The sequence below is a fragment of the Paenibacillus tyrphae genome, assembly GCF_027925525.1.
In the GTDB taxonomy this organism is placed as follows: domain Bacteria; phylum Bacillota; class Bacilli; order Paenibacillales; family NBRC-103111; genus Paenibacillus_G; species Paenibacillus_G tyrfis_B.
The window spans coordinates 269,924-282,710 of sequence record NZ_BSDJ01000006.1 but is presented as its reverse complement, the minus strand read 5'-3'; the positions used below and the strand labels follow the sequence as shown (position 1 = coordinate 282,710).

Here is a 12,787-nt window from a genome sequence, read left to right as displayed (position 1 = left end):
CGATCACCCGGTTGTTCGTTTTGGTATCGTGCAGCGAATGACCGTGCCGAAGCCTGGCCGGCTGCAAATCATCATGCCGTAACGGCTGCCGTAATGGATGCGCAGGCGGTCCGCCACATTCGGGATGCCAAGCCCGACCCGCTCCTCCGGCATTGGGGCTCCCGCTTCCGCCGAGCCGCTGGACCTGCTCCCCGGCGTTCCATGCAGACGAAGCAGCACGTCGTCCGGAATACCGGCCCCGTTGTCCTGTACCCACAGCACAACGGCATCCTCCGTCTCTTCCGCGGCGATCCACAAGAAGCCCTTCTGCCGATCGGGATCGCCGTCTACCGCGCTGCTCTCCATCCCTTCGAAGCCGTGCTGAATGCTGTTCTCCAGCAGCGGCTGCAGCGTCAGCTTCAAAATCGGAGTCGAAAACAACGCTGGCGGCACGTCGATCTCATATTCGAACAAATCTTCGAAACGGTATTTCTGGATTTCCAAATAATTGCGCACATGATCGATTTCCATCGACAGCGGAATTTCCTCTTTATGGTAAAAACTAACGCGTAAAATCGTCCCCAGCCGCTGGACCATCCGGCTCACCTTGCGGCCTTCGTTTTGTGCCGCCAGCGCATTGATCGACTCCAGTGTATTGAACAGAAAATGCGGCTTGATCTGCGCCTGCATCAGCATCAGCTCCGCTTTGTTTTTCCGCTCCTGCTCCCGCTTCACATCCTCCAGCAGCGTGCTGATCCGCTCGACCAAGCTGTTGAAGCCGCGGGCCAGTGCACTCGTCTCGTCCTTGCTATTCGCTTCGACACGGATGCCGAGATCGCCGATCTCCACCTTTTTCATGGAATTCACAATGTACAAAATAAAGCGGATTATGCGCCCGACGAACAGCATGTTGAACAGCAGGGCGCTGAGCAGCGACAAGATCGTAATCGCGCCGATCCATTGGATCACTTGCATCGAGCGTCCGGACAAATAGGCCCAAGGCGTGACGGAGACGACGCTCCAATTCATTTTGCCGAATTCGTCCAAATCCAGATGATGTACCGAAACGATACTTTCGACACCGTCGAATTTCATTTTGCCACTCTCGTATTCCCCGCCCAGATGAATCGAGCCGTCGATGTGTGACGAAAGCGTTTGCCCCGAAAGCTTATCCTTGTTGTCCACCATGATCAGCCCGTCCTGATTGACGATCATGAACCGGACGCCGTTGCTGTGGCTGGTGCCGAAATAGTTGAAAATGCGGTTCAGCTCGCTGAATTGAAATTGCTGCAGCAAAATCCCGCGGTTGTCGAGCGTATACGTGTCGTTGATCACGCGGATCATCGTAAATAGCGGCTTATTGCCGGTCCAATTCTCGAATTCATGCGGGCCGATCCAGCGAGGCACGCCGTTCAGGGCCATCACTTCGCCGAACACGGGCAGCTTCGCAAGCTCGGCGAACGAAAGCGGCCTGTAGCCGATTTTGCCCTGACTGAACGACTGCCGTTCAAAATCGTACAGCGTCACCGAGTAAGCCGGAGTATAGGAAAGAAACGTTCGCTGCAACAAACGGTCGTATTCGGTCAAAGTGACGGCATCAACGCCGTCTTTGGCTCCGAGCATCCGTTGGATGTCTTCCCGCTGCATCGAAGCTTGAGAGAAATAGTTCGCTTCCTTCAGCACGTACGTAATATTGCGGCCGACGGCCTTCAGCGTAAATTCGGACTGCTCCGCATAGTTTTGCTGGATGATGCTCTGCGACAGCAAATACGTGATCGTTCCGAGCACGAACAGCGGCGCCACGATAAACGCCATGAACCCCAAAAACACTTTTTTCCGAAGATTCATCAAATGCTGTCGTTCCTTTCTTATGCCGGAGGGTTGTTATGCTGCCGCTCTTCCGGCGAACCGCGTCATCTCTTCGCTTCTTTGTTAGCAGCTTCCTGCACCCTCTGAAGCTTCTCCACGACCTGCTCCGCCGTCAGCTTGCCGCCGACAAACTCCTGCATGCCCGTTTCAAGCGCTTCGCGGACTTTGGCCTGAACGACCGCATCGAACGCCGGAAACTGCTTGAACCGGGTCGTCTGCATGATTTCATCCACAATCGGGTAGAACCCCGACTGATCGATCAGCTTCATGGCGGGCAGGACGCCGGTTTCTTTCAATTGGCGCCGCTGCATTTCATCGCTGTACATAATGCGGATGAACGCTTTGGCGGCTTCCTTCTCCTGTTCGCTGAGGTTCGCGGCGAAGCCGTAGCCGTTCGAGTAGCTGCCGTTAATCCAGCCGTCGCCCTTCCCTCCAGTATCCGGAAAGTTGAAGAAGCCGACATCGTTCGCGATCTTCGACCACTGGGGATCGGCAATCGCCCCGCTCGCCCAGCTCCCGTCGAATAGCATCGCCGCGTTGCCCGCGCGGAATTTGTACTGCTGCTCCGCATATTTAAGACCGAGGCTGCCTTCCTGGAAGTAGCCTCTTTTGACGAACAGCTCATAGCGCTTGAAGCCGTCAAGTACGTCGGGATCGGTCCATTTGCGCGATCCGCTGACGAAGCCCTCGACGGAATCGGGTCCGGCCGTACGCACCCAAAGCGTGTTCATCAGCATGTTGATCACCCAGCCGTCCGCCGCAGCAAGCGCAAACGGAGTAATGCCGTTGGCCTTCGCCTTCTCCGCGATGGCGATGAGCTCCTCCCATGTTTTGGGTACGTCTACCCCCAGCTCCTTAAATATCTTCTTATTATAGTACACGCCTTCCACGAAGGACGCCGTCGGCAGTCCGTAAATTTTACCGTCCACCGTGAACTCGTCCAAATCGAAAAAGCGGTCCTTAAGCTTCATCTCCTCCAAAATCGGGGTCAAATCCAGCAGCCGTCCGGCCTTGACATACTTCTGCGTATCCGACCCGCCGAACAGGTCGAATATTTTGGGCGGCGAGCCCGCAGCCATCTCGGCCGGAAGCTTCTCGAAGCGGTTCACCTTGTCTTCGATACCCTCCAGCTCCACCGTCAGCCCAGGAACGGCGGCTTCCATCCTTTTGGCGACGTCCTCCAGCAGCTTCAGCTTGAGCCTGGCATCGTCACGGACCTGGGTATGCCGCAGCGAGACCGTGAACGGCTTCGCCTGCCTTACACCTGCCTGATCGCCTCCCGCAGGGGTCGTCGCACCGAGCTGACCGCACCCGGCGACAAAGCCCGAACACAGCAGCAGCGAGACGAGTTGGAGCGGCCGCCGTTTGTTTATCATCCGTACCCCTCCTTCGGGAATCGCCAGTTATCCAATCTCGATTATAGTACGCACCCCGCCGCGGACGGCAGGGTTTGATTTTCACAACAGGGGGATAAATTCGTCTAATGAATTTGGTATATTTGGAGTATGCCACGGCGGCGGGGAAAAGGGAAGAGGAAAGGGGCGGGAGCGGGTCGGAACTTCTCCGGGCGCGCGTTGTCCTAGCGCCAAGAGGTGAAGCCATTACGAGAAATCGGCGTGCAGCCTGTACTTTCCGCAGGTGGGACATTGAAATAGATAAAGACCAGTATCGTCAGCGGGTTGACTCAGCGATAACCCGCAACTTTCTTGCAGCCGTTCCATTTCCTCTTGCAGTTCTTCCTTAAGGTCCATCCATTTGTCTTGGTCCAAATCCCCGATAAACGCGCAAAACTCATCACAATGTCTCAACCACTGAGGCTCCTGCCAGGATGAATAACTCGGCGTCCGAAATAACAGCTCGTGCAACGACTGATCATGGATAGGTTCAACTTCTTCATTGCCCATAAAATACATGTACTGATTCGTATCGTCGTTAAAGACAACCGACAACAAACCGCTGTTATACTCGACCGCTCCGTGAAAAGTGCCGTTAAACTTTTGAGCGGCCTGTCCGTCATAAATACACCATGGGCAGATCGTGTCTACGTCATCGATGCAATAAAACGGCCCTGAATAAACATAATTCGTGTCCCGGCTGCAAACCGTACAACGACGTGCAGGACCTTGCTTGAACAGTCCAAGCCGGTAAGCGTTTGGATGATATTTGAAATGGGGCAAGTTCTCGTCGATTACATTTTTGCACATTACAATCTATGTCCTCTCTGTTTAATCATTCGTATTTTTCTCCGTCCCATTGCTCCGTCCGTATCCTTTCGTAAGACGTCACGGTCATGCTTCCTGTTTTATCTCCGCTCGATTTTGCAAGGATCAAATGTACGGAAAGCGTCATTAGGATTTTCCGATTTTACGGCTCAAAACTTATCCATTATTTCTTGCTGTCCCTAAAAGATTTTGCAATGGTTTCAATATCCTTTAGCAGCTTATCGTACTCTTCCCCGTCTTTTTTGGCGTCCGGCGAACCTTGATATATAGCTTCTGTCGGTCCGGCTTTGATAAAAACCTGACCGTTCAAAATCCCCACTTTTTCAAATGGCACACCCATGTCTTTACCGCCACGATCCCACCATTCATTCCACTCAACTTCTGTCCCCCAAACCTGAATGTCAAAAAGCTCCGCCTTTTCTAACGCCTTGTTCTCCGGCAAAAAATAGAAGTAAACTCCTTCCTCTTTCTCAACAACTTCATACTTCCCTTTCCAAGATGCAGGAATCGTTAGGGAGAAGTTAAAAGGCTTGTTCGTGTAAGTCTCATGATCCTTTTCGCTGCCGTGTTTGGGATTTTGACTTAATTTTTCTGAGTTCCTCACTTCATTTGTTGCAACTGCCGCTTTTTTATATTGACTGACCTGAAATAATGTGGCTTCGGAACGGTCCGTCTCAACGATTTTGCCTTTCAGGCCCGCTTGGAGATGATCCTCTACGTTTGCATTGATTATCCAAGTCCTATCACCCTCGATGATCACCTTCGTTCCAATTTCATTTTCTCTATAATTTCGTATGTAATATTTGTAAGTGCCATTTGGAAATATACTGCTGTCCTGGAGCTCATCCATGATTGATTTTTCAATTTTCTCGATAACCTTTTTTCTTTCGGAGTTCATCGCAGGAAATAAGGGTTGTGAGGCTTTATCAATTTTTAATTGAACTGATTTGGAAAATTGATATTTTTGCTTTTCAATCAGAGACTTCAGCTTCTCTTTGTCAAAATCCAGCTTAAAATTTACTATTTCATTGGAATAACCTTTTTTCGTCAAACTTAATTCCATGGCTAGAAAATTTTTGTCCGCAGTAGGCTGCTCAAATAAAACAATCTTATTTTTACTGTCAGCGGCGCCTTGATATACAGATACAGCGGCAAGCTGGTTTTCAAAAGCTCTAAAATGCGAATAAACCCCGTTATACCAAAGATGATCATTGATAGCCGTGCGGACGCTTTCCAGAAAAGGGTCGCTTTCTTGAGGTTCCTGATTAACTTGCACCTCAGAATTACGCTGTTCGTTGTTTTGACCCTGACTGACGAAGTGGCTGTCATCATTTTGAGTTATCGATGAGCTATTGCTACCAGAAGACTTATTACATGCCGCAAACATAGTTAAAATTAAAATGAGGATAGCTATAACAACGATACAGCTACTTACTTTTTTCATTATGCACCTCAGATCCATTCCCACGGTATTGATTATTTAGTACCATAGTTAAAATAGGTATTATCGCCAAATGTCTGAATATCTTTTATATTGTTCCAATTTTTATCCGCATACAGTTGATATTGATTGCCATTCACTATCCGCACATAATTTGGGTTAAGAGCAGGCTCAAACCACCTGGATGTTCTAAAATACATTCCTGAACCAATTCTATTAGGAATTTCATTTGTTTTTCCATCCAACATTAGCCCGGCAATATATACCGCTTTTTTCCAAGCGCTCAAATTTCCAGAGCTCTTTAGCGGATCTCTTGCCAATCCCGTATCGCGTGCCGCTCCTGTCACAGCTGCATACTGTCCTCTTGCTAAAACCACTTCTTTATATGTGCTTCCATGTGCTCCAGACATTTTCCTGTTAATAATTGTCCACGCCACAGATTCTTGTCCAAAATCCTCTTCACCGCTGCAGCATTCTCCAAAAATAGTTCGTGCCAGAATATCTTTTTCTTCAAGATTGGCTAGCTCAGCAGTTGTTTCTACTTTTTTCCCTAAAGTAGAGTCATTAACACCATTGTAATCCTCATCGGTTATATTTCGGCCCTCACTTTCAACCTTCTGCACCGCTTGATCTTGTTGAGGTTCATACCCCGGAAGTGGCTTTTCCCCATTTTTTCTAATATTTATTACATTGTTATTATCTTGAATTATCCTGATTATTTTGTAAATATTATTTTTTAAAGTTCCGTATTTGGGACCCCAACTGTCATTGAGATTCTCTATTTTTACATTTTCTTTAGGATTGGAAAGATTACCAGAATCGGTATTATTCCCAACCTCATGTATAAAGTCACCATCGCTAATGTAAATACCAACATGATCAGGAACATCATCATGATCCCAATCAAAAAGAATCAAATCGCCTTGAGTCAATTCGGCATATGTTTTTTCAACTCCTCGATCCTTCTGATCCCTGGTTGTTTGGCCTATTTCGATATCCAATATTGTTTTGTAGACAGAAGATGTAAAGTCAGAACAATCCATATAAGGCGGCCACTTCTCCTTATCCAGAACCATTGTGGATATCTTCGTGTCTCTACAATACGGTATTTTTCCAACCCAATACTTGGCTTCTTCGACAATTTTGTTTCTCCAGTAGTCAGCGTTGCCCTGCCCCCCTTGACCTCCGCTGCTCTTCGTTACCTTGTTAATATTATTCTTCGCCCATTCCGCTTCTTTCGGGGAACCGTACAAAATCAACTCGGCCAGAAACAAATTATCGTTAGCCCACTTGTCACCGCCAGCCTTGCGATCCGTATCATAAAAAAATTGGGCATGATTTTCCCATTCCGCTTTATTAAAAACCCCGTTCCACGCACGGCCTTTTGAGTTCCCGTACTTGCTCGGCGTATGACTCCGGTTATCCGCAACAACTCGTTCCGCTTCTTCAATGCTGTGATCGATCGTAATCGTTCCGCCCATATGCTCTCGCGCATATGCGGCACTGGCGACGGCTTGGTTTGCATCGCCGTTCGCTTGCTTCGGGTCCGCCCAGATTTGCTTCACGCCCCAAATCATTTCATTGCCGATCATACGCTGCGCATCTGCCAGATCGTCCTGGAGTGTAATTGTTCCGCCCATGGCGCGGCCTTTGGCCGCCAGCTTTTCTGCTGTTTCTTTATTGGCCGGATCGTGCTCTTTATCCGCCTCCGCCCATAAAATTTTCGCCGACAAAATCATCTGATTGCCGACCATCCGTTTCATCTCTTCCGTATCGCAGTTCGGGATGGTCCCGCCCATTTTACGGGCTTCCCTGGCGTCCTGCTCCGCTTGCTTTTTTCCCGCCTCGTCCCCTTTCTTTTGCGCATCCAGCCATGCCATCCGGGCATCCAGTATCCGCTCGTTGGCCACGATATTTCGTGCCAACTCCTGATCGATCTCGCGTGAAATGTTTCCGCCCATCTTCCGTCCGGTTGTCGCCAGAACATCCGCCTTATCTATAAGCCGCTGCTTCTCTATGGCATTCTTCTCGGCGTCCGCTTGGGCCCGGATTTTTTTCGCTTCCCAGACCATTTCGTTTCCGGCCTTCCGCCGCGCGTCCTCCGGAGTGTCCCATCCGTTCGGAATAACGATAAACGGGTCCACGCCTTCGTCCATGCTTCGCTTCCACTCTGCAATCATTTCTTCCTTGGTCGGTTCTCGCTCCAGAACCTGGGCGCCTGTCGTGGCTTTCGGCACCTGACTCCCTCCTCGCTTCGGCCCGTGGCCTGTGATCTACATGGTCTGCCGCTAGTTCGTTTTCACCTTATCTCCCTGAAGCTTCACGTTGCCGTCCAGCTCGACCAAACTTGTTTTGCATTTCAGACCCAGCGTGTTCTGCGCCGATATTTGCACCGTATTTCCTGCATGCAGCGATAAATTCCCATCCGCTTTGACCCGAATGTCTTTTTTACTGCGGATTTCAATACCATGATCGTCGATTAAACGAATCAGCACTTCGTCGTCTTTGCCGGTAATTAAAATTTCATTGTTTGTGAAGGCGATCGCTTTCCGGTGCTTGGTCATAAAAATTTTGACCTCCGGCTTCTTGATCAAATCTCCATCTTTTGTTTTCATACGGATCGAATGTGTAACGATGGCTTCCTCCTCGTTATCCGAGGGGAAATAGATGTTCACTTCGTCGTCCAGCTCCGGCATACAATACCATCCCGTATCGCCTTCCGCGGTATAGAACGTCGCGTGGGGAAACGAGCAGGTTTCTGCGACAACAGGCTTCGCCTTATCGATTTCGTGAAAATGCACCTTGATCCGATCTTCCTCGATCCCGATCACTTTCCCTCGAACGGATGACCCTTTGAGCTTGCTGTTCCACAGACGCTTTTGCTGCAGTCCGTCAGAGGTGGTCAGTACATATTCATGCTTTAGCACCCCGTGCCTGATGGCGGCAATCGACTGGAAAACGTATAACGGGCGATTCTTATAGGTAACGGAATCCCCGATGTTCAGCAGCACGTCTTTTTTGCCGGTGCTATGTATTTTATAGTACAATAAGTTGCTATTCTCGCTTTCGATTCCAGAACCGATCCTACGGGTGACCGAAAAGTTAAAGTTTGTAAGCTCGCCCTTTTCCACGCCGTGCGGCAGGCCAAAATAAAATTGCGGCTTCGTCGCCGTCGGACTCGGAATCAGTCCCCAGCCAAAACGGGACGCCATTCGTTTCATAAATTCCCAGTCCGTCTCGTCGTACTGCATCGTGAACTTTTGCAGTGCCGCCTGATCTAGGCTGCTGTTCCAGTTGGCTCCGGAATAATTCCCCAAGAGATTCTCGACCAGCTTGTGATACGTCAGCTTCTGATTCTGGAACGTTCTGCGATTGATCTTCATGTCCATCGCATATGTATGGGATACGGCTTCGCCGACGATATAGTACACGTTCGCCGCAGCTCTTATCCGAATATTCATCAGCCGGCCCTTGAACAGATCGATAAGCTTCCCATCTTCCTTACGATAAGAGATTTCCAGCGTCGTCGACGATTCCGCCATCTCCACGTAGCGTTCTTTCACATCGTCCCTGACAATTCCGGTGAAATAAGCCTTGGCATGATCGTTGATCTGTTGGGTTATTCGAACTTTAGGATTCGTTAGCGCGATTGCCGTTTGATTCATCCGTATGATGGGTTCCATGCTCGTCGCTCCTTTTATGATGATAGGAATGTTAGCCGATTGGTCGATATGCCACTTATCTTCTAATTTTTTCAAGCGAAATATTAGTTGGTGTTATTTGCTTTTTCCCGACATGTTATGATAGCTATTGCGTTATTCCCATTTTCCTGAATATCGAATTTCATGGCATCGTCTTTGTCCAATACAATGGTATGGCTATTTCTCACTTACTGTCACTCAAAAAGCAATTGAAATTCCTTTAGATTCTTCATTCTCCTTCTGTAACTACCAATTCACTTGCTCGGCCATCGGGTTTTGTAGAAATAAAAGAGTAGGTCAAACCGTTTAGTTGATATTCAAGCTTGTAGGCCAAATTATCTTCTGTGCCGAGCCAAGTTTCCTGCACTTCCCTTAGTCCCAACCTGCTTTTTATTTCCGCGAAGTTCATGCCGGAAGTGACCCCTTGTATTTCACCGGCTGCGACGATAATTTGTCTCACAGAACTGTTTTCCTGCTCATCTCCAAATACAAACGTTAATTTCTCCTTGGGGTAATATATTGTTGGAAAAATTATGTGGGATTGTTCTATTGTTGTCGTTCCTTCCTCGTAATTTTTTCCGAATTTTAAAGTTATATCTTTTTTTGTAAGTTGAAATAATTGCGAGTAATCTACTTGTTGCTGCGGGTGTTCCTTCGATAACTTCTGAGTTTCGGTCAGTGAAGCAAAATCTGCATGGTTTGTCACCTCACGAAAAGAACCGTTGAATAGCGCAGTTAAAAGAGCAACAATAATAAATAACTTTTGCATCGAAATCCCCCTAGCAAAATTTAATGAGTGACAAATTAAAAAGAGCGAAAGAAAGCTTGCCAATCCTCTAAGGGATGAGAATTTTGCGGAGGGAAGTCAATCCACGGCGTATATTTTAATTTTGCGTACATGGCTGCATTGACTGGTTTAATCTCAATCCCTTTCTTCATAAATGCAACATATTGCGGATGATTGCTTCTCCAAGTATCCGCTTTATTGCCGAAAACAGCCTTTGTTTCTTTACCGTTCAAATCTTGGTTAACAACCATAGTCGCAATATTAGGTTCCATTTCTTTTCCTTTATTAAACCACTTTAAATACGTTTTTGCTGCCGCAGCAATTCCTCCATCTGCAAATGAACCTGGTTCGCCGCCAGGACCTACACCAAATGCTTTGTCGTAATTCCCGTTCTTACACCAGCCTTGTTCCTGTCCCAAAGTTGCAAGCATAACCTTGGGATTAATTTTAATTTTTTGTGAGTAATTATAGATGGCCATATCAAATCCACGCTTGACTAATCCCGGATTTTTTTTATTTAAAATTTCTGTTATTTGCTTCTGGGTTAAGGCAGTATAATCTTCAAATTCCTCGTTGCTGATTGTCCACTTCACATCGGTACGCTTCCCGTCTTTATTTATATAACTAAAACTCATTGCATCGGAAGATGAACTTGGAGGGGGCTTTACGACATTCGTTCCCCCGGTGACGGGAGGAACAACCGGATCTTGTTTAGGCAAAGAATACTTCGACATGATAGCCTGGGCTTCTTTACTGTAATTCTCTTTCGCACCTTTAACGAATTCAGGCTTATTGCTCATATCTTTTCCATCTACAATTCCTTTATCGTTCGCAGCATACCATTTTGTCGTTAAATCATTTAATCGCTCCGCATCTTGCGGCGACGTTTTTCTAATTCTCTCGATCGTTTCCAGCTTTTCGCGAATCCCTTTCCCCGCTTCAGCCGCAGCCTTCATCGCACGTACGTTCCCGTCTTCGTTGGCCTCCATCCAACGCACTGTCTGTTTTTGCATTTGCTCTTGCGCCCACGGGGGCATCTTCTCCATTTCGCGCAGCTTGTCTCTTAGCCCGTCAGCCAGCTCCTTTGCTTTTCTCATGCCCTCCTTGTCGCCGCTCGCTTCCGCAATGTACCAAGCTTCCTTATACTTCTTAAGCCATTCCTTAGCCCATTCGGGATAGACCAGCTTCAATTGCTTCTGTTCTGCTTCCAAGTCAAAGGACTGTGCTTTTCTTCGGGCATTGGCGGCCATAAGAGATCTCAACAATGGCGTCGGGCCAAAAGTGGGGTCTTTCCATTTCATTCGCTATCCCCCTCATCGTTACTCTTGGTTTATCTCTTCAAGCTCTTAAGAATCAAAACACTCTTACTTCCGACATGCACGTATCCGAATACTTGTCTCCCTTTTCCACTTCGAGAATGGTAAGTTTAATAAACGACGTTTTGACCTTCTTGCCAAAATTCATTTGCACAAAAGAAGCATTCAGAATCTCGGAGCTTCCGTCCGAAAATTCGGCCTTCAGACTCTTAACTCTATTGTTTGCTTTAAACGTTTGCAGCGATTGCGCCAAGCCATTGATGAGATCGATACCGGATACTTCTCGAAGTTCCCCGAATTCGAGCGTGACGGTTTCTCCAATCCCGTCCCCCTTCATGCCTTCGCACCAGCCTGTCTTTGTATTCCCGTCCGTGAGTTGAATTGCGTTATACGATATTTTGTTCTCGTCCGGCAGCGTAGAAGAAGCGGTGACTCTTTTGACAGGGATGCTCTTCTTGACGTCCATGAACGGCGTTGACGAGCGAATCCATTGCAGCGGAACACTTTCAAACCCCATTCGTTGAAACGCATCCTCGAGCTTTGTCTTCTGTTGGTTCTGCAAGTTTAATTGGAAAACATTTCGCTCTCGGTCCGTGTACACGAGCATTTGGCCATCCGGGGAAATGACCGGAGATAACATGGATTGGCCAAGCGGTTTCCGTTCCTCGCTTTCAATTGTCAATAAGTAGGTGGTATCATGATCTGCCGTATAAATCAGCTTATCTTCAGCAGACCATTGATGAATTTGGATATCTTTAGAACCCACGTTTATCTTCTTGATGATTTTGTTATTTGCGATGTCAAGCAGAACAAGATTGGCCTCATCATCGCTGAAGCACAGTTTATTGCCGTCAGGGGAAAATTTCCATGCAGCTATAGAATACATATCACGTTTAATTGGTGACAGTTTTGTCTTTTCATTTTCCTTGGCTCGAAATAGATAAATGTCCCCATTCTCCTCAAACAGATATTGGTTGAGATCAGGAGACAGCGCATAATCTTTATGAGGCAATTGAAATTGCAGCTCGGTTTGATGCGAAAGAAAGTTATAGATTTGCGCAGAAATGCTGGGTCTTTGATGCGATAAATTCATTAATAATATTTTCTTTCCATCTTGCGAAATTCCACCCACATAAGAAATTCCACCTTGAGTCATATCCTCGTTAGCTTTCTTGAAAAAACTCGTAAAGCCATCGATATAAACGAAGCTTTCTTCGTTAGCTGCTTTTTTTACATAATGTATCATTTCATTATCATTTTCCCCACGGAACAGGAGCCAATCAAATAACCTCTCTTGAGGAGCATTAGCATCTTTAGCTTCCTTTCTCTGCTCCGTTGAAGTGCTATCGGCATGAGTGGGTTCCATGTCTGATTTTTTGCTAACATCTCCGTTGTTAAAACATCCCGTTAGCAATAACAAAACCACACCAATAGCAATAATCCTCACCATTCTCACTCCCTCTAAGCAAATT

At 47.4% G+C, this 12,787-nt stretch carries 9 protein-coding genes; all 9 read right to left on the bottom strand.

Translation table 11 applies throughout. From position 1 onward, the window contains the following. Positions 1–3: 3 nt before the first annotated feature. On the bottom strand, positions 4–1,827 hold the full coding sequence (locus QMG93_RS09985; RefSeq protein ID WP_216788807.1) for a sensor histidine kinase: 1,824 nt from the start codon (positions 1,825–1,827) through the stop codon (positions 4–6). A 65-nt stretch (positions 1,828–1,892) separates the two neighbouring features. Then, the gene (locus QMG93_RS09980; protein WP_281935902.1) at positions 1,893–3,224 is read right to left on the bottom strand and encodes an extracellular solute-binding protein; all 1,332 of its coding nucleotides are present in this window, start codon (positions 3,222–3,224) and stop codon (positions 1,893–1,895) included. 225 nt (positions 3,225–3,449) lie between these two features. After that, a complete protein-coding gene (locus QMG93_RS09975; protein ID WP_281935900.1) occupies positions 3,450–4,052 on the bottom strand; it encodes a CbrC family protein in 603 nt (200 codons plus the stop codon). Positions 4,053–4,233: 181 nt separating this feature from the next. Further along, on the bottom strand, positions 4,234–5,514 hold the full coding sequence (locus tag QMG93_RS09970; protein WP_281935898.1) for a hypothetical protein: 1,281 nt from the start codon (positions 5,512–5,514) through the stop codon (positions 4,234–4,236). Positions 5,515–5,546: 32 nt separating this feature from the next. Then, positions 5,547–7,748, bottom strand: coding sequence for an NlpC/P60 family protein (locus QMG93_RS09965; protein WP_281935896.1), 2,202 nt, complete (start codon positions 7,746–7,748; stop codon positions 5,547–5,549). Positions 7,749–7,799: 51 nt separating this feature from the next. After that, positions 7,800–9,194, bottom strand: coding sequence for a hypothetical protein (locus tag QMG93_RS09960; protein ID WP_281935893.1), 1,395 nt, complete (start codon positions 9,192–9,194; stop codon positions 7,800–7,802). Between the two features lie 247 nt (positions 9,195–9,441). Then, the gene (locus tag QMG93_RS09955) at positions 9,442–9,981 is read right to left on the bottom strand and encodes a hypothetical protein (RefSeq protein ID WP_281935891.1); all 540 of its coding nucleotides are present in this window, start codon (positions 9,979–9,981) and stop codon (positions 9,442–9,444) included. Between the two features lie 35 nt (positions 9,982–10,016). After that, positions 10,017–11,300, bottom strand: a complete 1,284-nt coding sequence (locus QMG93_RS09950; RefSeq protein WP_281935889.1) for a hypothetical protein — start codon at positions 11,298–11,300, stop codon at positions 10,017–10,019. 52 nt (positions 11,301–11,352) lie between these two features. Continuing rightward, positions 11,353–12,765 (bottom strand): NADase-type glycan-binding domain-containing protein, encoded by a 1,413-nt coding sequence (locus QMG93_RS09945; protein ID WP_281935888.1) that lies wholly within the window; start codon positions 12,763–12,765, stop codon positions 11,353–11,355. Positions 12,766–12,787 lie beyond the last annotated feature (22 nt).

Excerpts from the sequence above, each read along its gene's own strand:
- QMG93_RS09985 (WP_216788807.1), bottom strand. The coding sequence starts at position 1,827 with ATGAATCTTCGGAAAAAAGTGTTTTTGGGGTTCATGGCGTTTATCGTG.
- QMG93_RS09980 (WP_281935902.1), bottom strand. The coding sequence starts at position 3,224 with ATGATAAACAAACGGCGGCCGCTCCAACTCGTCTCGCTGCTGCTGTGT.
- QMG93_RS09975 (WP_281935900.1), bottom strand. The coding sequence starts at position 4,052 with ATGTGCAAAAATGTAATCGACGAGAACTTGCCCCATTTCAAATATCAT.
- QMG93_RS09970 (WP_281935898.1), bottom strand. The coding sequence starts at position 5,514 with ATGAAAAAAGTAAGTAGCTGTATCGTTGTTATAGCTATCCTCATTTTA.
- QMG93_RS09960 (WP_281935893.1), bottom strand. The coding sequence starts at position 9,194 with ATGGAACCCATCATACGGATGAATCAAACGGCAATCGCGCTAACGAAT.
- QMG93_RS09955 (WP_281935891.1), bottom strand. The coding sequence starts at position 9,981 with ATGCAAAAGTTATTTATTATTGTTGCTCTTTTAACTGCGCTATTCAAC.
- QMG93_RS09950 (WP_281935889.1), bottom strand. The coding sequence starts at position 11,300 with ATGAAATGGAAAGACCCCACTTTTGGCCCGACGCCATTGTTGAGATCT.
- QMG93_RS09945 (WP_281935888.1), bottom strand. The coding sequence starts at position 12,765 with ATGGTGAGGATTATTGCTATTGGTGTGGTTTTGTTATTGCTAACGGGA.